Source organism: Microbacterium oxydans, assembly GCF_026559675.1.
Lineage (GTDB): Bacteria > Actinomycetota > Actinomycetes > Actinomycetales > Microbacteriaceae > Microbacterium > Microbacterium oxydans_D.
This window is the reverse complement of record NZ_CP092891.1, coordinates 2,004,037-2,028,772: the sequence shown is the minus strand read 5'-3', so window position 1 is coordinate 2,028,772 and position 24,736 is coordinate 2,004,037. Positions and strand designations below refer to the sequence as shown.

At 69.5% G+C, this 24,736-nt stretch carries 25 protein-coding genes and 4 tRNA genes; 11 read left to right on the top strand and 18 right to left on the bottom strand.

Going from position 1 to position 24,736, the window contains the following annotated elements:
- Positions 1-39: 39 nt before the first annotated feature.
- The 4 genes from MME74_RS09705 to MME74_RS09690 form a co-directional block, all read right to left on the bottom strand.
- Entirely contained in the window at positions 40-2,184 is a 2,145-nt protein-coding gene (locus tag MME74_RS09705; RefSeq protein WP_267418552.1) for a 3-hydroxyacyl-CoA dehydrogenase NAD-binding domain-containing protein, read from the bottom strand.
- Positions 2,185-2,192: 8 nt separating this feature from the next.
- On the bottom strand, positions 2,193-3,398 hold the full coding sequence (locus MME74_RS09700; RefSeq protein ID WP_267414676.1) for a thiolase family protein: 1,206 nt from the start codon (positions 3,396-3,398) through the stop codon (positions 2,193-2,195).
- A gap of 72 nt (positions 3,399-3,470) precedes the next feature.
- Entirely contained in the window at positions 3,471-4,664 is a 1,194-nt protein-coding gene (locus MME74_RS09695; RefSeq protein ID WP_267414674.1) for an HRDC domain-containing protein, read from the bottom strand.
- Positions 4,657-5,238 carry a DUF3000 domain-containing protein gene (locus tag MME74_RS09690; protein ID WP_267414671.1) on the bottom strand — a complete coding sequence of 194 codons (582 nt, stop codon included), beginning with the start codon at positions 5,236-5,238 and terminating at the stop codon, positions 4,657-4,659. The genes MME74_RS09695 and MME74_RS09690 overlap by 8 nt, the downstream gene beginning before the upstream one ends.
- 25 nt (positions 5,239-5,263) lie before the next feature.
- On the opposite strand from MME74_RS09690, the gene MME74_RS09685 reads away from it, so the two are divergent.
- The gene (locus MME74_RS09685) at positions 5,264-6,418 is read left to right on the top strand and encodes an alpha/beta hydrolase family protein (RefSeq protein WP_267414670.1); all 1,155 of its coding nucleotides are present in this window, start codon (positions 5,264-5,266) and stop codon (positions 6,416-6,418) included.
- On the opposite strand, the gene MME74_RS09680 is transcribed toward MME74_RS09685, so the two are convergent.
- Both MME74_RS09680 and MME74_RS09675 read right to left on the bottom strand, forming a co-directional pair.
- Positions 6,402-6,833, bottom strand: a complete 432-nt coding sequence (locus tag MME74_RS09680) for a SufE family protein (RefSeq protein ID WP_267414669.1) — start codon at positions 6,831-6,833, stop codon at positions 6,402-6,404. The genes MME74_RS09685 and MME74_RS09680 overlap by 17 nt on opposite strands.
- 19 nt (positions 6,834-6,852) lie before the next feature.
- A complete protein-coding gene (locus MME74_RS09675) occupies positions 6,853-7,746 on the bottom strand; it encodes a sulfurtransferase (protein ID WP_267414667.1) in 894 nt (297 codons plus the stop codon).
- A 145-nt stretch (positions 7,747-7,891) separates the two neighbouring features.
- On the opposite strand from MME74_RS09675, the gene zapE reads away from it, so the two are divergent.
- The 3 genes from zapE to MME74_RS09660 all read left to right on the top strand — a co-directional run bounded on the left by zapE (position 7,892) and on the right by MME74_RS09660 (position 10,922).
- Positions 7,892-8,929, top strand: a complete 1,038-nt coding sequence (gene zapE / locus MME74_RS09670; protein ID WP_267414665.1) for a cell division protein ZapE — start codon at positions 7,892-7,894, stop codon at positions 8,927-8,929.
- Between the two features lie 134 nt (positions 8,930-9,063).
- Positions 9,064-10,302, top strand: a complete 1,239-nt coding sequence (locus MME74_RS09665; protein ID WP_267414664.1) for an ammonium transporter — start codon at positions 9,064-9,066, stop codon at positions 10,300-10,302.
- A gap of 20 nt (positions 10,303-10,322) precedes the next feature.
- Positions 10,323-10,922 (top strand): type II toxin-antitoxin system PemK/MazF family toxin, encoded by a 600-nt coding sequence (locus tag MME74_RS09660; protein ID WP_267414662.1) that lies wholly within the window; start codon positions 10,323-10,325, stop codon positions 10,920-10,922.
- On the opposite strand, the gene MME74_RS09655 is transcribed toward MME74_RS09660, so the two are convergent.
- The 7 genes from MME74_RS09655 to MME74_RS09625 form a co-directional block, all read right to left on the bottom strand.
- On the bottom strand, positions 10,888-12,045 hold the full coding sequence (locus MME74_RS09655) for a DUF1611 domain-containing protein (protein WP_267414661.1): 1,158 nt from the start codon (positions 12,043-12,045) through the stop codon (positions 10,888-10,890). The genes MME74_RS09660 and MME74_RS09655 overlap by 35 nt on opposite strands.
- A gap of 169 nt (positions 12,046-12,214) precedes the next feature.
- Positions 12,215-13,090: a DUF1684 domain-containing protein gene (locus MME74_RS09650; RefSeq protein ID WP_267414659.1), complete on the bottom strand. Its 876-nt coding sequence runs from the start codon at positions 13,088-13,090 to the stop codon at positions 12,215-12,217.
- Positions 13,091-13,092: 2 nt separating this feature from the next.
- The gene (locus tag MME74_RS09645) at positions 13,093-14,463 is read right to left on the bottom strand and encodes an acyl-CoA thioesterase/bile acid-CoA:amino acid N-acyltransferase family protein (RefSeq protein WP_267414658.1); all 1,371 of its coding nucleotides are present in this window, start codon (positions 14,461-14,463) and stop codon (positions 13,093-13,095) included.
- Positions 14,460-15,434, bottom strand: coding sequence for an Ldh family oxidoreductase (locus MME74_RS09640; protein WP_267414657.1), 975 nt, complete (start codon positions 15,432-15,434; stop codon positions 14,460-14,462). Before MME74_RS09640 ends, MME74_RS09645 begins: the two co-directional genes overlap by 4 nt.
- A 14-nt stretch (positions 15,435-15,448) precedes the next feature.
- Positions 15,449-16,264 carry an ABC transporter permease gene (locus MME74_RS09635; RefSeq protein WP_267414655.1) on the bottom strand — a complete coding sequence of 272 codons (816 nt, stop codon included), beginning with the start codon at positions 16,262-16,264 and terminating at the stop codon, positions 15,449-15,451.
- Complete coding sequence (locus MME74_RS09630) at positions 16,261-17,025, bottom strand: ABC transporter ATP-binding protein (RefSeq protein WP_267414654.1); 765 nt, start codon at positions 17,023-17,025, stop codon at positions 16,261-16,263. The genes MME74_RS09635 and MME74_RS09630 overlap by 4 nt, the downstream gene beginning before the upstream one ends.
- A complete protein-coding gene (locus MME74_RS09625; protein ID WP_267414652.1) occupies positions 17,022-18,083 on the bottom strand; it encodes an ABC transporter substrate-binding protein in 1,062 nt (353 codons plus the stop codon). The genes MME74_RS09630 and MME74_RS09625 overlap by 4 nt, the downstream gene beginning before the upstream one ends.
- 191 nt (positions 18,084-18,274) lie before the next feature.
- Between MME74_RS09625 and MME74_RS09620 the strand changes: the two genes are divergently transcribed.
- On the top strand, positions 18,275-18,661 hold the full coding sequence (locus MME74_RS09620) for an SPW repeat domain-containing protein (RefSeq protein WP_267414650.1): 387 nt from the start codon (positions 18,275-18,277) through the stop codon (positions 18,659-18,661).
- Positions 18,662-18,719: 58 nt separating this feature from the next.
- On the opposite strand, the gene MME74_RS09615 is transcribed toward MME74_RS09620, so the two are convergent.
- A complete protein-coding gene (locus MME74_RS09615) occupies positions 18,720-19,178 on the bottom strand; it encodes a GIY-YIG nuclease family protein (protein ID WP_267414648.1) in 459 nt (152 codons plus the stop codon).
- A gap of 114 nt (positions 19,179-19,292) precedes the next feature.
- Here MME74_RS09615 and MME74_RS09610 point away from each other — a divergent pair, with 114 nt between their 5' ends.
- Positions 19,293-20,378 (top strand): PQQ-dependent sugar dehydrogenase, encoded by a 1,086-nt coding sequence (locus MME74_RS09610; protein ID WP_267414647.1) that lies wholly within the window; start codon positions 19,293-19,295, stop codon positions 20,376-20,378.
- Positions 20,379-20,464: 86 nt separating this feature from the next.
- Positions 20,465-20,944: a hypothetical protein gene (locus MME74_RS09605; RefSeq protein WP_267414645.1), complete on the top strand. Its 480-nt coding sequence runs from the start codon at positions 20,465-20,467 to the stop codon at positions 20,942-20,944.
- On the opposite strand, the gene MME74_RS09600 is transcribed toward MME74_RS09605, so the two are convergent.
- Complete coding sequence (locus MME74_RS09600; RefSeq protein ID WP_267414644.1) at positions 20,905-21,270, bottom strand: hypothetical protein; 366 nt, start codon at positions 21,268-21,270, stop codon at positions 20,905-20,907. The two genes, MME74_RS09605 and MME74_RS09600, sit on opposite strands and share 40 nt — an antisense overlap.
- Positions 21,271-21,342: 72 nt before the next feature.
- Positions 21,343-21,418: transfer RNA gene (locus MME74_RS09595), tRNA-Val, on the bottom strand.
- A 151-nt stretch (positions 21,419-21,569) separates the two neighbouring features.
- On the opposite strand from MME74_RS09595, the gene MME74_RS09590 reads away from it, so the two are divergent.
- The 4 genes from MME74_RS09590 to MME74_RS09575 all read left to right on the top strand — a co-directional run bounded on the left by MME74_RS09590 (position 21,570) and on the right by MME74_RS09575 (position 22,937).
- Positions 21,570-21,642 (top strand) — tRNA-Gly (locus tag MME74_RS09590).
- A 54-nt stretch (positions 21,643-21,696) separates the two neighbouring features.
- Positions 21,697-21,767: transfer RNA gene (locus tag MME74_RS09585), tRNA-Cys, on the top strand.
- A 27-nt stretch (positions 21,768-21,794) separates the two neighbouring features.
- A tRNA-Val gene (locus MME74_RS09580) sits at positions 21,795-21,866 on the top strand.
- A gap of 138 nt (positions 21,867-22,004) precedes the next feature.
- Positions 22,005-22,937: an AraC family transcriptional regulator gene (locus tag MME74_RS09575; RefSeq protein ID WP_267414642.1), complete on the top strand. Its 933-nt coding sequence runs from the start codon at positions 22,005-22,007 to the stop codon at positions 22,935-22,937.
- A gap of 26 nt (positions 22,938-22,963) precedes the next feature.
- Here MME74_RS09575 and MME74_RS09570 read toward each other — a convergent pair whose 3' ends face one another.
- Together MME74_RS09570 and MME74_RS09565 are read right to left on the bottom strand one after the other, a co-directional pair.
- On the bottom strand, positions 22,964-24,190 hold the full coding sequence (locus tag MME74_RS09570) for a Dyp-type peroxidase (protein ID WP_267414640.1): 1,227 nt from the start codon (positions 24,188-24,190) through the stop codon (positions 22,964-22,966).
- Complete coding sequence (locus tag MME74_RS09565; RefSeq protein ID WP_267414639.1) at positions 24,190-24,726, bottom strand: copper chaperone PCu(A)C; 537 nt, start codon at positions 24,724-24,726, stop codon at positions 24,190-24,192. The genes MME74_RS09570 and MME74_RS09565 overlap by 1 nt, the downstream gene beginning before the upstream one ends.
- Positions 24,727-24,736: the final 10 nt, after the last annotated feature.

The window sequence follows — 24,736 nt, the reverse complement described above, 5'->3', positions numbered from 1 at the left end:
GGGAATCCGATGGGGCGCTTCGCGTGTTGATCTCCGCGATCAGCGGCTCTCGACACCGCGGATCTGCGGGGTGTGGAACGAGCCGCCGAATGCGCGCTCGGACGCACCCTCACGGTCGAGGTAGGGCGAGGCCCCGCCGTCGATGAACGGCCAGCCGGCGCCGAGGATGAGGCACAGGTCGATGTCCTCGACCTCGGGCACGACCCCCTCATCGAGCATCAGCTTGATCTCCTGAGCCAGACCGTCCTGCACGCGCTGGAGGATCGTCGCAGCCGTTGCCGGCGTCTTGCCCACAGCGGGCTTGAGCACCTTCTCCGCCTGCTTGCTCCAGCCGACGACGCGTCCGCCCTTATCCTTCTCCACGACCGCGTCGAGCTCGGCCAGAGCGTGGAAGTTCTCGTTGGCGTAGAACCGCTCGGGGAAGGCGTGCACCATCGTGTCCTGCACGTGCGCCGCAACCTTCCAGCCGACCAGGTCGATCAGCTGGAACGGTCCCATCGGCAGACCGAGCGGGCCGAAGGCCTTCTCCACGTCGGCGATCGGCGTGCCCTCGTAGACCGCGCGGGCGGCCTCGCCCATGACCTTCGCGAGCAGACGGTTCACGACGAACCCGGGGGCGTCGGCGGTGAGCACCGCGTTCTTGCCCAGGTTCTTCGCGACGACGAAGGCCGTCGAGAGCGCGGCATCGGCGGTGGCCGGCGTCTTCACGATCTCGATCAGCGGCATCACCGCGACCGGGTTGAAGAAGTGGAATCCGACCAGTCGCTCGGGGTGGGCGAGCTTCGACCCGATCTCCTCGACCGAGAGCGACGAGGTGTTCGTCGCGAGGATCGCGTCCTCGGCGATGATCTTCTCGATCTCGCCGAACACCTGCTGCTTGACGCCGACCTCTTCGAACACGGCCTCGATCACGAAGTCGCAGTCCGCGTAGAGGCTCTTGTCGGTCGTGCCGGTGACGAGCGCACGGAGCTTGTTCGCCGAGTCGGAGTCCAGACGGCCCTTGGCCTCGAGCTTGCCGATCTCCTCGTGGATGTAGGCGACGCCCTTGTCGACGCGCGCCTGGTCCAGGTCGGTGATGAGCACGGGCACCTGGAGCTTGCGCACGAAGAGGAGGGCGAACTGGCTCGCCATGAGCCCTGCGCCGATGATGCCGACCTTCGTGACCTTCTTCGCGAGCTCCTTGTCGGGTGCGCCGACAGGTCGCTTGGCCCGCTTCTGCACCAGATCGAACGCGTACATCGACGCGGCGAACTGGTCACCCGTGACGAGCTCCGCCAGGGCCTCGTCCTCGCGGGCGAAGCCCTCCGCCTTGGTCCCGCTCTTCGCCTTGTCGAGCAGCTCGAGCGCCGCGTACGGCGACTTCGGCATCGTGCCGATCTTCGACTCGAGCATGCCGCGCGCCATCTTGATGGCGATCGGCCACTTGGTGAGGCGCTCGATCTTGCCCGGCTCGTTCTTGCGCTCGACCTTTTTACCGCCGAGCACCGCGTCGGCCCACGCCAGCGAGTTCTCGAGGTAGTTCGCGGCCGGGAAGATCGCGTCGAAGATGCCGAGGTCGAACGCCTGTTGCGGCTTCAGCATCCGGTTCTGCTTGAGCGGGTTCGAGATGACCACCTCGAGGGCGTTCTCGATGCCGATCAGGTTCGGCAGCAGGTACGCGCCTCCCCAGCCCGGGATGATGCCGAGGAAGACCTCGGGCAGGGCGACCGCGGCGGCGGAGGAGTCGACCGTGCGGTAGCTGGAGTTCAGCGCGATCTCCAGGCCTCCACCGAGGGCGAGGCCGTTCACGAAGGCGAACGACGGCACACCGAGGTCGCCGAGCTTGCCGAGCACCTTGTGGCCGAGCTGCGCGATCAGGCGTGCGTTGTCGCGCGAGCCGACCTTGCTGATGTCGGAGAGATCGGCGCCGGCGGCGAGGATGTACTGCTTGCCGGTGATGCCGACGGCTTGGATCTCACCGGCGGCCGCCCGTGCCTTGAGCCCGTCGAGCGTCTCGCCGAGCTGAGTCAGCGTCGCCGGCCCGAGCGTGTTCGGACGCGTGTGGTCACGACCGTTGTCGAGCGTGATCAGGGCGAGGACCCTGCCTGAGGCGAGGCGGATGTCGCGCACGGGCGACTGCGTGATGACCTCGCCCTCGGTGAGCGCCTGGATGGGGGAGAAGTCGATGTCGTCGTAGTTCGTCACGTTCGCGCTCACTTCTTCTTCTTGCCGTCGTAGTGCGGGTTCTCCCAGATGACCGACCCGCCCTGGCCGAGTCCGACGCACATGGCGGTCAGGCCGTAGCGGACGTCGGGGCGCTCAGCGAACTGCGCGGCGAGCTGGATCATCAGACGCACGCCGGACGCGGCGAGCGGGTGGCCGAGCGCGATCGCGCCGCCCCACTGGTTGACGCGGGGGTCGTCGTCGGCGATGCCGAAGTGATCGAGCAGCGAGATCACCTGGATGGCGAACGCCTCGTTCAGCTCGAACAGTCCGATGTCGGCGATCGTGAGACCGGCCTTCTTGAGGGCCTTCTCGGTCGACGGGATCGGGCCGATGCCCATGATCTCCGGCTGCACACCGGCGAAGGCGAACGACACCATGCGCATCTTCGGCGCGAGGCCGAACTCCTTCACGGCCCCGCCGCCGGCGAGCAGCGACATCGTCGCGCCATCGGTGAGGGGGGAGGAGGTCCCGGCGGTGACGCGGCCGTGCGGACGGAACGGCGTCTTGAGAGCCGCGAGGTCCTCCATCGTGGTCTGCGGGCGACGGCCCTCGTCCTCGGTGGCGAGACCCCAGGCGCCGTCGGCGCCCTTGGTGGCGACCGATACGAGGTCGGGCTGGATCTTGCCGGCGTCGTACGCCGCCTGCACCTTGTGCTGGCTCAGCATGCCGAAGCGGTCGGACCGCTCCTTGGTGAGGTGCGGGAAGCGATCGAAGATGCGCTCGGCTGTGACGCCCATGTTGAGCGCGCCGGGGTCGACCATCTTCTCGGCGACGAATCGCGGGTTCGGGTCGGCGTTGGCGCCGATCGGGTGGTGTCCCATGTGCTCGACGCCGCCGGCGAGGGCGAAGTCGTACATGCCGACGCCGATCGAGGCGCCCATGGTGGTGACGCTCGTCATCGCGCCGGCGCACATGCGCTCGACGGCGAGGCCGGGCACGGTCTGCGGGAGGCCGGCGAGGATCGCCACCGAGCGGCCGAGCGTCAGCCCCTGGTCGCCGGTCTGGCTCGTCGCGGCGATCGCCACGTCGTCGATGCGGTCGGCCGGGACGGCCGCGTTCCGCTCCATCAGGCCGATGGTCGCCTTGACGGCGAGGTCATCAGCGCGGGTGTTCCAGTACATGCCCTTTTCGCCGGCACGCCCGAAAGGCGTGCGTACTCCATCGACGAAGAAGACGTCCGAGATCTCGGCCACTCTGCCTCCAAGTTAGTGCGTGGCCTCAGTCTATGAAGCACGCGAAACGGGGAGGAATCGGTTGGATCGAACCTACGAAGCGGGTGCGGGGGTGGTGTCGGGCGATTGCGCCGCCTCTACAAAGGCGGCCGCGATCTTCTGTGCGGTCTGTGCAATCTGCCAGGGACGAGCACCCAGCGCGGCAAGCGCGGCGGCGATGTCCTCCGGCGTCTCGCCCGGCAGATCCCAGGCGACGCGACGGAGGTATTCGGGAGTGAGGAGGTTCTCGGTCGGCATGCCCAGTTCCTCGGCGACGGCCTCGACCACGGGACGGGCCGACTTCAGTCGTGCATCCGCCTCGGGGTTCCGGTCGGCCCAGGCGCGGGGCGGAGGAAGCGTGTCGCTGGGGACGCGTTCGCGAGGAAGCTCCTCGGCGGCGCGGCCGTCGACGATCGCCTGCCACCAGCGGTCGAGCTGCGTGCGGCTCGCGCGGCCCTGGAACTCCTTGATGCCGGCCAGCGCCTGCTTCGACGTCGGGTTCGCCATGACCGCGGCCACCAGGGAGCGGTCGGGGACGAGACGCCCGGGCGAGACGTCCTGGTCGCGGGCGTAGGCCTCGCGCGCCTGCCACAGCGAGCGGGCGACGGCGAGGTTGCGCGCCCCGCGCACCTGGTGCAGCCCGCTCAGCCGACGCCACGGATCCTCCCGTGGGGGCTTGGGTGCGCGGGCGAGCGTGGCCGCGAACTCCTCGGCCGCGAAGGCGGTCTTGCCCTGCTCCTCCAGCTCGTCCACGAGGATGTCGCGGACGTCGATGAGGTGGAGCACGTCGAGTGCGGCGTACTCGAGCCACGAGTCCGGGAGCGGACGCGTCGACCAGTCCGACGCGGAGTGCTCCTTCTTGAGCGTGATGCCGAGGGTGTCCTCGACGACGGCGCCGAGACCGACCCGCTCGTGGCCGAGCAGGCGGGACGCGAGCTCGGTGTCGAAGATCACCGGCGGCTCGAGGTGCAGCTCGCGCAGGGACGGGAGGTCCTGACTCGCGGCGTGGAGCACCCACTCGACATCGCCGATCGTGTCCTGGAGCGGCGCGAAGGCACCGATCGCCGGGGGGTCGAAGAGGAAGACGCCGGCGTCGCGGCGGAACACCTGCACGAGGTAGGCGCGCTGGGAGTAGCGGAAGCCGGACGCGCGCTCCACGTCCACGGCGACGGGGCCGGTGCCCCCGGCGAGCACGGCGCAGGCCGCGCGGAACTCCTCAGCATCCGAGATCACGGAGTATTCAGTCACGTACAGCCTTTCGCGCGCCGATCACGGCGATGCCCTCGGAGCCGGGCGGAAGTCCCGCCAGCATTCCGACCAGCTCGGCCCATGCTTCGACGTGCGGTCGGAACGGGCCCTCCGGAGTCCAGGACGCCCGCAATTCTATCTGGGCGCCGTCGCCCTCGACGGCGAGACCGCCGAATCCCTTCGACAGCGTCTTCGTCGAGGTGCCCGAAGCGGAGTGGTAGATCGCGTTCCGGGAGTCCAGCGCGTCGACCAGCCACGACCACGTCACGTCCGCCAGGAGGGGGTCGGTGCCGATCTCCGTCTCCAGGGGCGCCTGCGCGAAGAGCACGATGCGCCATGCGCCGCCCCAGGCGTCGGGCGCGTCCGGATCGTGCAGGAGGACGAAGCGCCCGGTGCCGTACACGGAGTCCCCGTCGCCGTCGGGGCGCACGTCCGCGGCGAGGGCGACGGCGAACGGAGCGAGGCCCTGCGGGGTCGTGATCTCACGCACCGTGATGTCGTCACGGAACGCGGTCTCACGCAGTTCGGCCACGGCGCTGTCGAAGGGCGTCCCGGCCTCGGGGTGTGCGGTCACGGCAACAGGCTAGAGTCAGGAAGCGATGAAGAGTCTCAGGCACGCCGTTACGCTCCTTGTCCCTGCCCTGCTCGCTTTCGGAGCAGCGTTCGCTCTCGTGGTGTTCGCCGTCGCGCGACGCGTCGTCACGCCCATGCGTCGGGCCACCGACACCGAGATCCTGGCCGTCGACACGGGCGCCCAGACCATCGAGCTGCAGCGCACGCTCGACACCGAGCTTCCGGGCCGATACGGACTCTTCACGACCGGGACGTACGGCTACGTCAAGCTCGGCGCCGTGCTCAGTGCGGACGGCGCCCGCGTGCGCCGCAAGCTCCTGACGCAGATCGAGCCCGGCTCACGCGTCGATCGCTCAGCCTCGTTCAGCGGGTACTACTACTCCTCGCCGAGCGAGCTGCACCTGCGGTGGGAGAACGTGCTGATCGGCTCACCGGCCGGTCCCTGCCCCGCCTGGTACTTCCCGGCGTCGTCCTCCACCTGGGTCATCCAGGTGCACGGTCGCGGCGCGACCCGCGCGGAGTGCCTGCGCGCGGTGCCGGTGCTGCACGCCGCCGGACTGCCCACCCTCGTCGTGTCGTACCGCAACGACGGGGAGGCGCCGCGGACGAGGGCCGGCGCCTATTCGCTCGGGGCGTCGGAGTGGCGCGACGTCGACTCCGCTATCGCCTACGCCCTCCGTCACGGCGCCGAACGGGTCATCCTCATGGGCTGGTCGATGGGCGGCGCGGTGTCGCTGCAGGCCGCCGTCAGCTCGGGGCATCGTGATCGCATCGCCGGGATCATCCTGGAATCGCCCGTCGTCGACTGGCGCACGGTCCTGCGCTTCCAGGCGCGTCTGGCCGGCGTGCGTGCACCGCTGCCGGAACTCGCCATGGGGGCGCTGCAGCGACCGCTCACCGCGCGTCTCAGCGGTGCCGACGAGCCCATCCCGTTCGACCGTCTCGACATGGTCGCCCGTGCCGACGAGCTGACCGCACCGATCCTCATCCTGCACAGCGACGACGACGGGTTCGTGCCCGCGGACTCCTCCCATGCGCTGCAGGAGGCGCGGCCGGATCTCGTCACGATGCCGAAGTTCACCGTCGCGCGGCACACCAAGCTGTGGAACTACGACGAGACGGGCTGGAGCACCGCGATCACCGAGTGGCTGCAGGAGCAGGGCTTCAGCGCTTCTGCCTGACCTGGTTCTTCGCCCGCATCAGCATCCCGGTCATGCCTCCGATGCGCAGGGGCGACACCGCCTTGGTGAGACCGATCGACTGCGGATAGTCGTTCGGGATCGCGAGCACCTCGTCCGCCGTGAGCCCGGTGAGGCCCTGGACCAGGATGCTCGCGAAACCTCGGGTCGTCGGAGCCTCGGGCGGGGCGGTCGCGTGCATCGTCACGATGCCGTCGTCGACCTCGACATGGATGTAGACGGGCGACTGGCACTCCGCGACGCGCTCGTAGGCCTCCGGGTGCGCGGCGACCTCGTCGGAGACGTCCGGAAGCTCGTCGGAGAACTCGAGCAGCAGCAGGAGCCGATCGGCCTCCGGGGTCTCCAGGAAGCCGTCGCGGATCTCGGCCAGGGTGTCAGGAACGTCGCTCGTGCTCATCCCTGTCATTGTCACATGCTCAGACGGTGCCCGGCTCGGAGCCGGTGACGATCGGCACGCGCACGGCGCTGCCCCACTCGGTCCACGAACCGTCGTAGTTGCGCACGTTCTCGAAGCCGAGGAGGTGCTTGAGCACGAACCAGGTGTGGCTCGAGCGCTCACCGATGCGGCAGTAGGCGACGACGTCGTCCCCGTCGCGGAGTCCGGCTCCGTCGCGGTAGATCGCATCGAGCTCGGCACGGCTGCGGAAGCCGCCGTCCTCGGCGACGGCCTTCGCCCACGGAACGCTCTGTGCGGTCGGGATGTGGCCGGCACGCAGCGTGCCCTCCTCGGGGTACGCGGGGGCCGTGGTGCGCTCACCGCTGTACTCCTCGGGGGAGCGGACGTCGATCAGCGGGTTGCCGATGTGCGCGAGCACGTCCTCCTTGTAGGCGCGGATGATCGAGTCGTCGCGCTCGACGACGGGGTACTCGGTCGCGGGACGGTTCGTCGCCTCGCGCGTGAGCTCGCGGCCCTCGGCGATCCAGCGATCGCGACCGCCGTCGAGCAGACGGACGTCCTCGTGGCCGAAGAGCGAGAACACCCAGAGCGCGTAGGCAGCCCACCAGTTGTTCTTGTCGCCGTAGATGACGACCGTGTCCGAGCGTTCGATGCCCTTGCGGCTGAGCAGCTCGGCGAAGCCCTCGCCGTCGACGTAGTCGCGCACCACCGGGTCGTTGAGCTCGGTGTGCCAGTCGACCTTCACGGCGCCGGGGATGTGGCCGGTCTCGTAGAGCAGCACGTCCTCATCGGATTCGACGACCACGAGCCCCGGTGCTCCCAGCCGTTCGGCGAGCCACTCGGTGGTGACGAGGCGGCCCGGTTCGGCGTACTCGGCGAACTTGGGGGAGGAGGAATCGAACTCGATGGCCATGGGGTCTCCGAAGCGTTGAGCGGACGAGGGTGCTGCTGCAGACGGCGTAGTGTTGATCCGTCCCTTCGACGATAGATCCCCGCCGAGCACCCTGCGCCCGATTCGTAAGACTTCGACACAGGTGAGCACCTGATTCAGGACCGTGATGACCGACCCGACCAGCCGCACGGGAATCGTGCACCTCACCGAGCGTCAGCCGACCGTCAGCGGACCCGAGATGCTGGCGAGCCTGGTGCCGCCGCCGCAGTTCGACACCGCGACCTTCGACAGCTACCGCGCCGACCCGGCCTACCCCTCGCAGGAGGAGGCGAAGGAGACGCTGATGCGCTTCGCCGGGCGCGGCACCCCCGCGAAGCGCGGCGGTCTGTTCAGTCGGGCCAAGAAGGAGCCGGAGCTCAAGCCGGGTGTCTACCTGGACGGCGGATTCGGCGTCGGGAAGACCCACCTGCTCGCGTCGATCTACCACGCGATGCCCGCCCGCCGGAAGTACTTCGGCTCGTTCATCGAGTACACGGCTCTCGTCGGCGCACTCGGCTACAAGAACACGGTCGACCTGCTCAAGGGCGCGGATCTGCTGTGCATCGACGAGTTCGAGCTCGACGACCCGGGCGACACGATGGTCATGACCCGCCTCCTGGGCGAGCTCGTGCCGACCGGCACCCGCCTCGCCGCGACCTCGAACACCCCGCCGAACGCTCTCGGTGAGGGGCGCTTCGCCGCGCAGGACTTCCTCCGCGAGATCCACGCCATGTCGGACAGCTTCCAGACGCTGCGCATCGACGGCGTCGACTTCCGGCAGCGCGCGCTCGACGGGCACGCGGTCGTCCTCGACGAGGACTCCTACGGCGCGGCGGTCGAGAAGGCCGGCGCCGCACGGGCCGCGTCCGACGACCGCTTCGACGACCTGATCCGCCACCTCGCGCAGGTGCACCCGTCGCGGTACATCCGACTCATCGACGGGATCGGCAGCGTCGGGCTCCGCGATGTGCGCCAGCTCACCGACCAGTCCGAGGCGCTGCGCTTCGTGGCGTTCGTCGACCGGGTGTACGACGCGCAGATCCCGATCCTCGCGACCGGACTCGGCCTGGACTCGGTGTTCTCCGACGAGATGCTGGCCGGCGGCTACCGCAAGAAGTACCTGCGCGCCATCTCCCGTCTCAACGCGCTGACGCATTCTGCGTAAGCCCGCAGGCCCGCGTAACGCGATGTTCACGCCCGGAGCAGTCCTGTAACCACGGGGAAACAAACCACACGCATGCGCGAAACGGCGCGTCGTCACACTGAAGCTCTCAATTACTTCGGATGTGAGGTTTTCCTATGGATGCTCCCGGCAACATCTCGTGGGCCATCACCGCGACAGCGCTGGTGCTGCTCATGACGCCCGGCGTCGCCTTCTTCTACGGCGGTCTCGTCAAGGCGAAGAGCGTCGTCAGCATGATGATGATGAGCTTCGGCTCCATCGGTCTCGTCGCCGTGCTGTGGATTCTCTACGGCTTCTCGATGAGCGCCGTCGACAGTCCGACCGCCTTCGCGGGCAACCCGTTCGCCGACTTCGGGCTCTCCAGCCTGGCGTCCGGTGAGGGGTCGAACGTCGCGCTCCTCGGTGTCGCGTACGGCGCGACCTTCGCGATCATCACGGTCGCCCTGATCTCGGGGGCCATCGCCGACCGTGCCAAGTTCGGCAGCTGGCTGATCTTCGCGGGCATCTTCGCCACCGTCGGGTACTTCCCGGTCGCAGCCTGGGTCTGGGGCGGCGGATGGATCATGAACCTCGGCACCACGCTCTTCGGCGAGGACAGCGGCATCGGCGTGATCGACTACGCAGGTGGAACCGCGGTGCACATCAACGCCGGTGCTGCGGCCCTGGCTCTCGCGCTGGTCCTCGGCAAGCGCATCGGCTTCCAGAAGGGCATCCTGAAGCCGCACAACGTGCCGCTCACCCTGCTCGGCGCGGCTCTGCTGTGGTTCGGCTGGTTCGGGTTCAACGCCGGTGCGGAGTGGCTCGCGGAGGACATGGGCGGCGTCGGACTCATCGGTCTGAACACGCTCGGTGCCACGGCCGCGGCCATCCTCGGCTGGATCCTCATCGAGCGCATCAAGGACGGCAAGGCCACGTCTGTCGGCGCCGCATCCGGTGCCGTCGCCGGTCTCGTCGCGATCACCCCGGCCTGCGCCAACCTCACGCCCGGCTGGTCTCTGCTGCTCGGTGCCGTCGCCGGTATCGTCTGCGCCCTCGCCGTCGAGCTGAAGTTCCGCCTCGGCTTCGACGACTCGCTCGACGTGGTCGGCATCCACCTCGTCGGCGGCCTGATCGGAACCCTGTACCTCGGATTCTTCGCCACCGGCACCGGCCTGTTCGTCGGCGGCGACGCCCGCCAGCTCGCGGTCCAGCTGATCGCCGCACTCGGCGTGCTGATCTACTCCTTCGTCGTCGCCTTCATCATCGGCTTCGCGATCCAGAAGACGATCGGATTCCGCATCACGAACGAGGACGAGATCGCCGGTGTCGACCAGGTCGTCCACGGCGAGGAGGGCTACGCGCTCATCGACGCATGATCTGCGGTTAGGGTGACCGTGTGAGCAAGACCAACGGCATCCTGACAGCACTCGCGGAGATCCTGCTCAAGGCAGTGGGCTCCGGCCGGGCGTCTCGGACCGCAGGTCCGAGGCGCCCGGACGCGCGTCTGCGGACATCGCAGGAGCGATCCGCCCCTGTCCCCTCCGGCTCGGTCCCCTCCGGCCGCGATCAGGGGCGGGTGCACGGCACCGAGACCGTCCGGATCGACCCGGACCGGATCGAGGATCTGCAGGTCGCCTACGCACCCGAGCGGGACGGTGCGCCCGACGCCGGCGAGATCGTCTGGACCTGGGTGCCCTACGAGGAGAACGACGGCCGAGGCAAGGACCGCCCGGTGCTCGTGATCGCGCGGCAGTCCGCGGAGCGCGTCTACGCGGTGCGCATGACCAGCAAGGCGCACGAGGGCGACCGGGACTACCTGTCGATCGGCAGCGGCGCGTGGGACTCGCAGGGGCGCGAGTCCTGGGTCGACGTCGAGCAGCTGTACAGCGTGCACGAGCGAGGGCTGCGGCGCGAGGCCGCAGTCCTCGACCGGCGTCGTTACGACCGGGTGGGTGCGGCGCTCACGCGGCGCTACGGGTGGACCGCTGCGGGCTGAGCGTCGGGAACGCCCGGAGCACCATGTCCACCAGCTCGGACAGCGGCCTCGTCAGCGGGTCGGTGGCCGGGAGTCCGGTGTCGAGCTCGATCTCGTCGATCGCGGCGGCGAGCTGGGGGGTCGTGAGGTTCTCGTGGTTGACCGTCACTCCGATCACCCGGGTGTCGGCGAAGGCTTCGATGAGTGTGATCTCGCTGGTGACCGTGGGCATCGCGACCATCGGGAAGTCGCCCAGGACGGTGCGTCCGGGGGCGTGCTGCACGATGACGCCGGCGGGCTGACTGCCGCGGAGGATGTGCGCCGAGGTGATGTAGGCGGGGTGACTGAGCGCGCCCTGGCCCTCGACGATGATCACGTCCGGATCCTCGCCCTCGAAGGCGGCGACGACCTGGTTCTCGACCTCGCCGGAGCAGAACTGCGGCACGAGGGCGTCGAGTGCGACGCCGTAGCGGCCGCCCTGGATGATGGTGGTCTGTCCGGTGCCGACCATGACCGCGTGGATGCCCCGCTCGTTGAGCGCGCGCACGAGGATCGTCGCCGTCGTGCGCTTGCCGATCGCGCCGTCGGTGCCGAGGATCGTGATGCGCGGGCACGTCACGTCGAAGATGCGGCCGGAGAACAGGTGGAGGTCCTTCTTGTCACGGGGGCGACGGATGTCGGTGATCGTCACCTCGGCGAGGAGGGCCGCGGCCACGAACTCGGCATCGTCGGTGAGGAACTCGTGCAGGCCGTTGATGATGTGCATCCCGCGGGCGATGCCGTCGAGCAGCACCGTGCGCTGGTCGGCGGAGAGCAGGCCGTCGGCCGGCGCCACACCGCAGATCAGGTAGTCGGGCACCCGGCCCGCGTGGGCGATGGCGGTGGGGAGGCCGTCGAGGACGGGGATCCCGTTCGCGGTGCCGTCCAGGAGCGATCCGGCGTCGGCGCCCGCATGCGTGCTGTCGATGACGCTGAGGATCTCGTACTTCTCCGAGTGACGGACGAGCCCGTTCGCGGTCTTGCCGTCCTGCTCGCCGAACTGGCCCTCGCAGTAGACGATCGCCGTGGTGCCGGCCGGCAGATCGACGGGGGCGGCCCAGGCGTGCGCGGGGTCGATGGAAGAGGGGACTGACGGGGTGGGCATGACGCTCCTCGGGCTCACACAGAGGAGGCGACGGAGAACGAAATGACCGATGAGGGCCCGTTGGTCGACGAGAAGTCTTCCCTGATGCCGGCGAGATGCCGGCATGCTCACCGTAGCAGTGCAGCCTGGGACCGGGCCGCGAGTGCGGTGCGGCCCGGTCCGGAGCAGATCAGGTGCTCTGGAAGGTGAGCACCCGGTCGATGTCGACGTCGGGCTTCTTCTCCCCGGCGAGCACCTCGAAGTCCAGATGGTTCTGGCTCGGAGGGAGCGGGCAGGTGACGAAGTTCGTGAACGCGCAGGGGAGGGCGGTCAGGTAGTTGAAGTCGATGTGGTCGATCCGCTCACCTGTCTCGTCGGCGAACTGCAGCTCGACGACGCGTCCGGCGCCGTAGGTCGTCTGCCCGCTCGTCAGGTCGCGGATGTGGGCGACGGGCTGCACGCCGTACGCCGCATCCTTGCCGATCAGCGCGAGCTCGTAGGTGCGCCCGGCGTGCTCGAAGGCGAGGGTGCCGATGCGTGCCGTGGTCTCGCGGACTCCCGTCTCGACCGTGATCTGCTCGACGTCCTCGCGCACCGCGGGGGTGAAGCGGGCGGGGAGGCGCCAGGCCGGGTCGTAGTCGTAGGCGGACAGGCCGGAGAAGTCCTTGCGCGCGGACTCGCGGGGGTCGCGCACACGCACCGCGAAGATGCGGTCTCCGTCGTCGGTCGTGCGCGGGATGGTCTCCACCTCGCTCACCCCGAAGTACACGGGCACGCTCTTGCCATGGCCGTAGGTCTGGTTGCGACCGGGCACGATCTCGACAGGGGCGGCGGGGTACTCGCCGTCGACGACGAGGTTCGGGCCATCGGCGGGCGGCGTGTAGAGGACCTTGCCGTCCGCGACGCCCCAGGTGCCGGGCAGACCCTCCAGGACGAGGCCGCTCTCGCCCTCACGCAGCCAGTGCTGGGCGACGAGGGCGGTCCAGCCGTAGGGGCGGGTGAGCTCCGCGACGCGGGCATGACGCCACTCCCGCCACTGACCTTCCAAGTGCTCGTTCGCGGGCATGACTACCGTCCTTCTTCGTGGGAGTGGTCCGCGTCGGCGGCCGCGGCGGCGTCGGCGGTGCGGTGGATGAACGCGCAGACCCGTTCGAACGAGTCCGCGCCGGCGACGGCGTTGCCCCGGGGCGTGCCGCCGTTCGAATAGTGCACGCCCGAGACGGGGTGCACGCGTTCGATGTCGGTGCTGGGCAGGTGGGGGAGTGCGATCCCGTGGCCCGCCTCCTCGTAGTCGAGGTGCAGGCGCTCGGCGGTGTGCCCGTGTCGTTCCAGCGTGTCGAGCACGATGCGCGACGCCATGCTCGACGGCCAGGCGCGATCGTCGAGACCGGACACGCAGGCCACGGCTCCGCGGAACCGCTCGATCGGGATGCGGGAGGCGCGCGCGAGCTCGCGGTCGTGCAGCCCGTCGACGTAGACGTCGCGGTGCCGGGTGGGCGGAGGCTCGTCGTTCCACGGCTGCCACGTGACGCCGGCGTTGTCATGCCAGAGATGTTCGAGCGGCTCGCCGCCCCGCGTCCAGGTCGGTCCGTTCCAGCCCTCGGCGGGATCGGCGGCGCCCTGGGCGCCGAAGGTGAAGGCGCCCGGGACGAAAGGCGCGACGCCGAGGACGAGCTCCGGGTAGGTCGCGGCCAGCAGCAGCGACAGCTCGCCGCCGCGGGACTGACCGCTCACCAGGGGGAGGCCGCCCTTCGGATCGAGCGTCGATGAGGCGAAGCGGAGTGCCCGCTCGAAGTACTCGAGCGGGGTACGGGAGATGTGATCCGGCAGCCCCGGGGCCCGGAAGTACCCCAGCGCCAGAGCCTGTATGCCCCGCGACGCATACTGCGCGGCGCGGGCCTCGTTGATCCCTCCGCCGGAGCCGTTGAGCACGATCACGGTGGGGTGCGGTCCCTCGTGCGCGGGGCGGAACAGGGTGCCGACCAGGCCGTCCGCGCGGATCTCCGTCCGCTCGACACCGTCTCCGCGCAACCACTGCGTGACCTGGACGGTGTCCGTCGTCGACGGAGCGCCCGCCCCGGGGACGTCGAGGTGACCGGTGCCCGGCTCGCTCCAGGCGGTGAGCATGGTGAGGATCGGGCGTTCGACATCCGCGGGCTCGGCGGAGCCGGTCGTTCCCGGCTCGCGGCGCTGCGACCAGAACAGCCCCATCGCGTCGGCCACCCGATAGTCGCCCGAGACGGGGGCCCGCGCCGCGAGGTCGACGAGGCCGTCGCGGTCGGCGAGGAACGTCGCCTGCGCGGCCCAGTCGCCACCGTCTCTCGCCGTGACGGCGCGCACCGTGACGAGCGACCCGGGCAGGGCGCCTCGGACGACGATCGAACGCCGTTCCCACAGCGGTCCGATCGGCGGGGTCACCGAGAGGCGGAAGGTGCTCACCGCCCCGCCGCCCCTTCTCCGCGCTCTCGCAGCCAGTCGAGGGCGTCCACCGGGATGTCGATCGTGGACGGCAGATCGGCAGGGTCCGCGGTCAGGACGTCGAAGCGCGCGGGGAGATGCCCTCCGGCCGCACGCCAGTCCCGATCCAGCTCGGCCGCGGCGGACGCGGCGTCGACGGCTCCTGCGCGAGCGGGATCGAACGCGATGACGACCGCACCCCGGGTGCTCGGTGCCTCGGAATCGGTGACGCGGCCTCCCACGGCGACACCCGCGAGGAGCTCGACCACCAGACCGGTGAGGGAGCCCACGAGTCCGGTCGGCAGGAGGGCGGCGACGGCTGCCGGGTCGGTCGTGGGCGCGCCGTCGGCGTCGATGGCGCTGCCGTCGGGGAGAGACCCACCGGCGGCAGCGGCCTCGCGGACCGCGGCGAGGGTGAGCGCGGAGGTCGCGTAGTCCACGACCAGGGGAGCACCGTCGGCCCGGGGCACGCCCACAGCGAGCGGGTTCGTGCCGATCGCGGCCGCGTGTGCGCCCCACGGGGCGACCGCGGCCGGCGACTGCGCCGCGACGAGCGCGACCGCGCCCTCCGCTGCGAGCGAGCGCGCGGCGAGACCGAGGATGCCGAGGGCCCCGGCGCCGCGGATACCGATGATCGCCAGACCGTTCGTGGCGACGGCCTCCGATGCGCGTCGGACGGCCGAGGCGAGGGCCACGACCCCCGGCGCACCGGTCGCGTCGACCGAGCCGATCGCGGCGCCGTCATCGCCCGGGGGAGTGCGGGCGACGGGGGTGCCGCCGAGACGCGCGAGATCGCGCGCCAGCATCCGGATGCCGAACTCCGGCAGGCCCAGCTGCTCGGCCTGGAGCAGCCAGAACGCCGCGAGGGCGACGTCGTCCGGTTCGCCGCCGGGGACAGCCGTCTGCAGCACCCGACGCAGGTCGGCGAGGGTCTCCTGTGCGTCCACGTTCATGGTGCCTGCTCCGCTCAGTACTTGACCCACGGCACGACGCGGCGCTCCAGGAGGGCCCACAACGCGGTCGCTCCGTAGCCCAGCACCGAGATCGTGACGATGCCGACGTACATCTTCGACACCGCGAACGTGCCCCAGGAACTCCAGATCATGTACCCGAGACCGCTGTTCGCACCGACGAACTCGGATGCCGCGATGATCACGAACGCGCCGCCGGTGGCGAGCTTGATGCCGGTGAAGATCGACGGGAGCGCGTACGGGAACGAGACGGTCATCCAGCGCTGGAGGCGCGTCGCCCCGTTCGCGTTCGCCACGTCGTTCAGCAGCGGCGGGGTCTGCATGACTCCGCCGAGCGTGTTGAAGAGCAGGTAGAAGAACACGCCGATCGCGACGATGACGTACTTGCTCGTCTCGCCCAGGCCGAAGATCAGCAGCAGCAGCGGGAAGATCGCGACCTTCGGCACCGGGAGCAGGGCCGAGAAGATCGGGTCGAGCAGCAGCCGGAGCGTGCGCACGGACCCGAGCAGGATGCCGAGGACGATGCCGGGGATCGCCCCCAGCACGAAGCCGATCGCGATGCGGGACAGCGTGATCCCGATGTTCTCCAGCAGCACTCCGGAGACGAGGAGCTCGAAGAACGTCTCGATGATCGAGGTCGGTGCCGGGAAGAACCGGGCGTCGAGGATGCCGGTCCGGCTCGCGATCTCCCAGACGAGGAGGATGAGCAGGGGCGTGTAGGGACCGAGGCGTCGGACCCAGACGGAGCCGCGCTCCGCCTTCACGGCCTCCTTGAGCTGCGCCTCGATCTTCGGGTCGGCGATCGTGGTCATGAGGCCAGCTCCTGTTCGCTCGCGTTCTCGAGCAGCGACCACAGTCGTGCCGTGATCTCGCCGTATCGCGGATCGCGCCGCAGCCCGGCGATGTCGCGGGGCCGGCCGAAGGGGACCTCGATGTCGTCGATGATCCGTCCGGGGCGGTGCGACATCACGACGACGCGGTCGGCGAGCATCAGCGCCTCGTCGACGCTGTGCGTGATGAACATGACGGCTTTCGAGGTGCGCTCCCAGATCTCGAGCAGCTCCTGCTGGAGCGTGACCCTCGTCTGCTCATCGAGAGCGCCGAACGGCTCGTCCATCAGCAGCAGGTCTCCGTCGTCCGCGAGCGCGCGGGCGACGGAGGTGCGCTGGCGCATACCGCCGGAGATCTGCGCGGGGTAGTACCCGCCGAAGTCCGACAGGCCGACGAGGTCGAGCAGCTGATCCACCCGCTCGGTGCGCTGGGTGCGGGAGAGACCGCGCAGCTTGAGCGGGTATCCGATGTTCTGCGCGACGGTCAGCCACGGGAAGACGCCGTGCTCCTGGAAGACGACGGACGGGCGGCTGGAGGTCTCGATCGTGCCCAGACTCGGCTTCTCGAGGCCGGCGGCCAGGCGCAGCAGGGTGCTCTTGCCGCAGCCCGAGGGCCCGAGCACGCACACGAACTCGTTGTCGGCGATCTCCAGATCGATGTCCTGGAGCGCGACCAGCAGCTCGTCCTTGCGATCGGCGTTCGGGTACGCCTTCCAGAGGCCTTGGACGGTGAGCCCGCTCATTTCGCCGAGGAGGCCAGGTCGCCGCTCTCCTGCAGCGCGATCGCGTCCTTCAGGATGTCTTCGCGGTAGATGTCCTTGATGCCGGAGTCGCCGTCGAACTCGAGGGCGTCGCGGTCGCGGAAGAACTGCTCCTGGCGGGCGACGTCCTTCCAGTCGATCGCACCGCTCGGGTCCTGGGTGGTGAGGGCGATCGAGGTCAGGGTCTCGACCGGCAGGTCCGTGTACTCCGCGATGATCTTCTGCGTGGCGGGGTCGTCCCAGCCGCCGTCGTCGAGCTCCTTGACGGCCTTCAGGTACGCGGCCGTGAACGCCGTGACGGCGGCCGGGTGCTTGTCGACGTACTCGGTGTTGAAGACCATCGCGCCGAGCTCCACGCCGGCCTGGTAGTCGATCGGGAGCAGCTCGTGGGCGATGCCCTGGGAGATGACGGCCGACGAGATGGGCTCGATCGACCAGCTCGCGTCCACCGAGCCGTTCGCGAGCGCTGCGGGGATGTCGCCGGGGCTCAGGTTGACGAGCTCGACGTCGTCGACGCTCAGACCGACCGACTCGAGGGCGAGGTCGACGGAGTAGATGCCGAAGCCGCCGTCGCCGGGGATGCCGATCTTCTTGCCCTTCAGGTCGGCGGCGTCGGTGACGTCGGACGCATCCGAGGCGATCAGCGGCGACGGGTTCGGGCCCGACTCCGGGATGCGCGAGACGCTGGCGATCACGGAGATCGACGCGCCGGCCTTGGTGGCGTTGAACAGGCCCGCCCCCCACGTGGCCCCGCCCGCGGTGATGTTGCCGGTGCTGACCTGCTGGTACGTCTCGCCGGAGCTGCCGCCCTTGGCGACGAGCTCCACGTCGAGCCCGGCCTCTTCGAAGTAGCCCTTCTCCTCGGCGAGGAAGAACGGCGCGTAGTCGGCGTACGGGGAGTAGAGGAATGTGATCTTGGGAGCGTCCGCGGCGGTCTCCGTCGCCGCATCGCCCGATCCGGACGAGCTGCATGCGGTCACCAGCAGCGCACTGGTGAGGACGAGAGCGGCGCCCGCGAGGGCACGGCGACGAGAGGTCATGATCTTGCTCCAGGGGGTTCGGGTGATGTGCACGGGAAGCACATGCTCATGAATCTATCGATTCCGTCGGCGGCCCAGATCGCGGCGGCGTCACATTCCGTCACCGACGCCGGAACCCGGCGCAATCCGATCCGTGGAGGGCGTCGAACCAGTGGTGAGTCGCGTTCAGCGGCGCCACACAAGGAGGAATCATGCGTTTCATCCCCACCAAGGTCCACGGAGTCCTCGACTACATCGTCGGCATCGCGCTGATCGCCGCGCCCTGGCTGTTCGGATTCGCGAGCGTGGGCGGAGCGGCCGTCATCATCCCGATCGTCCTCGGCGTCGGACTGATCGTCTACAGCCTGTTCACGAAGTACGAATGGGGCCCCTTCGGCTTCATCCCGATGCCCGTGCACCTCGTGTTCGACATCGTCGCCAGCCTGTTCCTCGCGCTCTCGCCGTGGATCTTCGGCTTCGCGGGCGAGGCTCTCAACGTCTGGCTCCCGCACGTCGTCGTCGGTGTCGCCGTCATCGTCGTCGTGCTGTTCTCGCAGCCCCAGCCGGCGACCACCCGGGGTCGTGCCGCGACGGCGTGATCCCACGCGAGACGCGATGCCGGGCGACTGCGCTTCCCGAAGCGGTCGTCCGGCGTCGTCATGCCTCCGGGGCGTCCGCCGGAGGCTCGTCGTCGCCCCGGAGCGCCCGGCTCAGCCAGCGGGCGTAGAGCTGCCAGGGATCGCCGACGCGTCGGAGGTCGGCGATGTGGGTGCGGAGCTCGTCGGTGAGGGTGAACCACTCGCCGCCTTCACGGATGGCCGCGAACTCCCGATGTCGCTGCTGTTCGACCGCCCGTCCTCCCCGCTCGAACGCGAGCAGCTCGTCGTGCATGATGCTCGCGAGCCGTTGACGAGGCCGTCTGGACGTGCCGATCTTCACCCGGCGGTCGTAGCGGAGGTAGTAGACGACGTCGACGCGGGGGAGCGGCAGATCCGGATCGGGGGTGTCGCCGTATCGCCAGCCGCAGTCCTCGCAGAACCAGGCTCCGTCGCTGCGGGCGCCCCGCGCTCCACCGCAGAGCGCGCAGGGACCGGGGAGCGAGTCGATGGTCGGCACCGCGGCAGACTACGCGCCCCTTCGGACACGGCTCGGCGGGGAATCGGTGCGGAGCCCTTCTGTGCGGGTGACGGCGCGCCTAGTGTCGGAGTGAGCGGGTCGAAGGGAGCGGGGATGGCCAGGACGGAGCGGTTCCGTGTCGGTGCCCGGCTCGCGGCCTGCGCGGCGACCGCCCTGTTGGTGGCCTGCGCTCCGGCCTCACCGGTGCCGTCCGCATCCACGCTTCCGGCGGACTCCGGAGCGATCGCGTCGGGGCAGGAGACCGTCGTCGTCGAGGATCTCGCCGCGCCGTGGTCGATCGCTTTCCATGACGGGACGGCCGTGCTCAGCGAGCGCGACAGCGCGCGCATCGTCGAGATCTCCGACACGGGCGACCTGCACGAGGTCGGAGTGATCGACGGCGTCGAGGCGCGGGGAGAGGGCGGTCTGCTGGGCATCGCGGTCTTCGGCGACTGGCTGTACGCATACTCCACGGCGGCGGACGAGAACCGCGTGCAGCGATTCGCCCTGTCCGGGAAGCCCGGCTCGCTGGAGCTCGGTGAGCCGGAGACGATCCTGTCCGGCCTCGCGTCCGCGACCAACCACAACGGCGGGCGGATCGCCTTCGGTCCCGACGGGATGCTGTACGTGACGGTCGGCGATGCGGGGGATCGGGAGAGCGCTCAGGACCCGCGCGCGTTGTCGGGCAAGATCCTCCGTGTCACACCGGACGGGACGGTGCCGGATGACAATCCCTTCGCGGGCTCGCCCGTCTACAGCCTCGGTCACCGGAACCCGCAGGGCCTGGCGTGGGCGGACGACGGCACGATGTATGCGAGCGAGTTCGGACAGGACACCTGGGACGAGCTGAACGTGATCGAAGCCGGTGGGAACTACGGGTGGCCGGACGTGGAGGGCATCGCGGATCGCGACGGCTTCATCGATCCCGTGCAGCAGTGGGCGCCCGAAGCGGCGAGTCCGAGCGGCATCGCCATCACCGCGGGGGCGATCTTCATCGCGAACCTGCGGGGGGAGCGGCTGCGCGAGGTTCCCCTGGACGATCTCGGCGCCTCGGTGGAGCACTTCGTCGGGGAACTCGGGAGGCTCCGTGACGTCGTCGTCGCCCCGGACGGCGAGCTGTGGGTGCTGACGAACAACACCGATGGGCGGGGCAGCCCGAGGGCGGGCGACGATCGCGTGGTGCACGTGCCCCGGGGATGACGCGCGCCGAACTCAGGGATGGCGGGATGCGATCCGCTCGCGTACCGTGAGGGCATGCTGTGGGGCAGCGGGGGATGGGGACGATGATGACCGGTTTTCGCACGTTCATCTCCGCGGTGTGCGCCGTCGGTCTGCTCACGGCGGGAGCGCTGGGCATCACCGCGACCCGTGCGGCGTGGTCACCGTGCGCGGCGGATCAGACCCTCGAACCCTGTCTTCGGGCGATGGATCAGCCCGGACATCTCGCCACGCTCCAGATGCTCTGGCTGCTCTGCCTGGCGCTCTGCGTCGGGGCGCTCCTGGCGTCGGTACGCGGCCGACAGCGGACGCTCGCGGTGTCGGCTCTCGTGGTCGTGCTCGTCATGAACGCGCTGACCGAGTACCTGCTGTGGCTCGAATTCGCCGGTGGGCACTGGGATGTGCCGCCGGGGACCGGATACACGCAGGCGACCGCGTTCGTGGTGGCGGGCGTGCTGGTCGCCGTCGGCGTGCTGCTCCGTGACCGGTCGGGCGAGGTCGTGCGGGGTCAGACCGTGAAGCCGGGCGCCCACGCGACGCTCAGGTAGGAGACGACAGGAGCGAGCACCAGCGCGATGAGGCCGACGACGGACATCGCTCTGCTCGCGGGTGTGCGGCGGAGCGCCGTGAGGAACGTCGCGAGGTACACGATGCTCACGCAGACCGAAGCGACGAGGCCGCTGCCGATTCTCTGGGACTCCTGACAGTTCGGAGGCGAGGGGTAGACCGCGGGGCAGACGAGCGGCCCCCAGGGGACCGCGGCGATCCAGATCATCGCGATCGTCCCGCCCGCGAGCAGCGTCGCGGTGATGATCAGCACCCGAGGGAAGGGAAGCCGGGCGGCGACGGGCGTGCTCTCGACAGTCGACGTCATGCCACCGACGTTAGCGTGAGCGGGGTCAGGGTGCCCGGAGAACAGGAAAACCCCCGAACGATCGGGGGCTTGTGGTGGGCGATACCGGACTCGAACCGATGACCTCTTCCGTGTGAAGGAAGCGCGCTACCAACTGCGCCAATCGCCCATACCCGTGGGGTACGTCAACCGATACTACCGGACGCTCGGAGGCTGTGAGGACCACTCGGGGAGACACGCGCGAGATTCGCTACCGGTTTGGCAGAGGGCAGATCTTCGGCTAATGTTTCATGAGTGCCCGGGACAACCGGGAACAAAATGCGGATGTAGCGCAGTTGGTAGCGCACAACCTTGCCAAGGTTGGGGTCGCGAGTTCGAGTCTCGTCATCCGCTCGAGTGGAGAAGGTCTTCTTCGGAAGATCATCTGCACGTGGGGTCAATCCACACGGTGGCGTGGCCGAGCGGCTAGGCACCGGCCTGCAAAGCCGTTTACACGGGTTCGAATCCCGTCGCCACCTCACGGGAAAACTGAATAGCCCCAACGGGCGCGATTGGCGCAGCGGTAGCGCGCTTCCCTGACACGGAAGAGGTCACTGGTTCGATCCCAGTATCGCGCACAGACAAACCCCCGGTTCTCCCGGGGGTTTTTGCGTACCCGGCGGTCCTTCCGCTTCTCGAGTGCCCTCTAATCTGTTCCGGATCCCTGCCTTGCGGGCATACTGACTCTCAGATGTCGGTCTACGAGGGGGATGGGCATGGGGAGCATCGACGTCGGCGTGGCTGATGTCCACCGGCTGATCGGGAGGGCGAAGGCGTCCGCCCCGGATCCCGCCGCCTTCCGGGGGCGTCAGCACAAGCGCCGTTACGGCGAGCTCGTGGTCGAGCGGGCCACGATGGGGACCATCCGGTTGAGGTCGACGCCGCCTCAGCGCTCCGACACCCCGTTGATCGCGTTCTACCGGGCGATCAGCGGCGCACTGAACGTGGCGTTCAGCGGACAGACTTACACCGTGGCGGCGGGCGAATGCGTCCTGATGCTCTCCACGCGCCCGTACGACTTCGTCATCGACGACGGCGAGTTGTCGCAGGTGCTCGTCCCCCTCCGGCTGTTCGCCCCGACCTCGATCGCCGACCTCCTCGCCGCGATCGACACCCCGTCGCCGCCCTCCCTGGTCAACGCCACGATCTGGACCGCGATCGACGCGCTCATCGATGCGCCGGACGATGAGGAACCGGACGCCGCTCGCGACCAGGAGCTCGAGAACCTCGTGGTCGCGCTCCTCACCCAGGTTGCACTCAACATCACGCAAGCACGACAGGTGCAGGCGACACGATCCCCGGTCCTCACCGCGGCCCTGCTGTATCTCGAAGACCATCTCGCGGATCCGGAGCTCGATCTCGACTCGATGGCGGCAGGACTCGGCACCAGCCCCCGGACCCTGCACCGCGAGTTCCGCGCGATCGGCACCAGCCCGATCGCCGCCCTCCGCGACGCGCGACTCACCGCCGTCGCCCGGCGGCTGAGCGCGCGAGCAGCCCTGCCGTCGCTGGACGCCCTCGCGCACGACCACGGGTACGGCGACAGGACGGCACTCACGCGGGCCTTCCGCCGGCGCTTCGGACGGTCGCCGCTGGAGCACCGGCGTCGAGTCATGCCCTTCCCGGAGCCGGCGCTCCCGACGGAGTGATCACGGCGGGGCCGACCACCGCCTCGTCACGTGAGCAGCGTGTCGCCGACGAAGCCTCCCTCCGCGCATCCGGGCGGGATCGCGAACACGGCGGAGCCGATCGGCACCGTCCACTCGTTGAGCAGATCGAGCTCATCGAGCCGTCGCTGCATCGGAACGAACTGACGCTCGATATCGGCCTGGAACGAGACGAAGATCAACCCCGACTCCGAGACGTCGCCGCCGGCCGGACGTTCGTCGTAGTTGTACGCGCGCCGGAAGATGCGCTCCCGCCCCTCACCGCGAGCGCGCCGGATGTGCGCGAACGGCGGGATCACCGGAAAGCCGATCGCCGTGGTGGCGTCGAAGTCCGGCTCGTCGAACTCCTCGCTCCCGGTGAGCGGGGCGCCGTTCGACAGCGTCCGTCCCACGGAGGCATCGCGTCCGCTGCGGTCCAGCCGATCCCACTTGTCGAGGTCCATGTGGATCCGTCGGATCACCGCGCCGGTGCCGCCGGTGAGCCACCCCCGGTCCGTCCAGACGACCCGATCGAAGTCCGCTGTCCCCGGCTGCGGGTTGGTCGTGCCGTCGACCTGCCCGAACAGGTTGCGCATCGTCGTCCCCGGCCGCTCGGTTCCGTATGCCCGCCGAAAACCCTGCTGGGTCCATCGGATGCTCGCGAACCCGCGGGCGTCCTTCAACAGCATGCGCGTCGCGTGGGCGACCGTGAGCGGATCGTCACCGGCGATCTGCAGCAGGAGATCGCCGTCGGAGAACTCGGGGCGCAGCCGATCCACCCCGAATGCGGGAAGAGGCGCGAGCCACGGGGGTGCCACGCCCTCCGCACGCTGCACGACCCCCGGACCGAAGCCGAAGGTGACCGTGAGGCGAGCGGGGGAGAGCGCGAGCTCCGGTTCCGAGTCGGCGAGCGCCGGAAGCCCCTGCGTCAGACGAGCGGCATCATCCGACAGGATGCGCAGGAGGCGGGTGAGCGCCTCGCGGTCGACGTCATCGTGAAGATCGAGGCCGACGAAGATGCCGTGCGCCTGGGCGGCCGTGTCGATGCCGGCCTGATGCACGCCGAAGAACGGCACGGTCTCATCACCGTTCATCGGCGCGACGGCGGGACCGGTATCGGTGTCCGGACGGTTCAGGGCGATGTCCGCTCCCACGGCCGCGACCGCGCCGACACCGGCGACAGCTCCTCCGAGGAGGAACTGCCGCCGGGTCGACCCGGCGCGGCGGGAACGGGCGCCCTCAGCGGGCGCCGTCATCAGTGATCCATGCCCTCGTGCTCTTCGCCGCCCTCGTAGTTCTCGTTCGCCCCGGAATAGTCCTTGACGGGTGCGGAGAACTCGTACGTCGAGTCGTCGGCGAACGTGAGTGTGAAGGTGACGTCGCTGCCGGCGACGAGCGGGCCGGTCAGATCCATCATCATGATGTGATTCGCGCCGGGCTCCAGGGCGAGCTTGCCTCCGGCGGGGATGACGAAGCCGCCCTCGATCTCGCGCATCACCATCTCCCCGGCTTCGTTCTCGACCGTCTCGTGGAGTTCGAGCATGGGGGAGGCCTCCGACGCGACCGAGACGACGGTCACGTCATCCTCGCCCGTGTTGACGAGCTTCCCGAAAGCAGCGGACATGCCCTCGTCGGCGGACTTCACCCAGGCGTCGTCGATCGTCACGACCTCGCCCGCCGGGACGGTCTCGGTCTTGACCGGCGCGTTCTCGGGGGCGCAGCCGGTCAGGGCGAGCACGGAGACCGCGATCACGGCCACGAGGCGGGGAAGGGTTCTGGTGGTGGTGTTCACAATGGTGCCT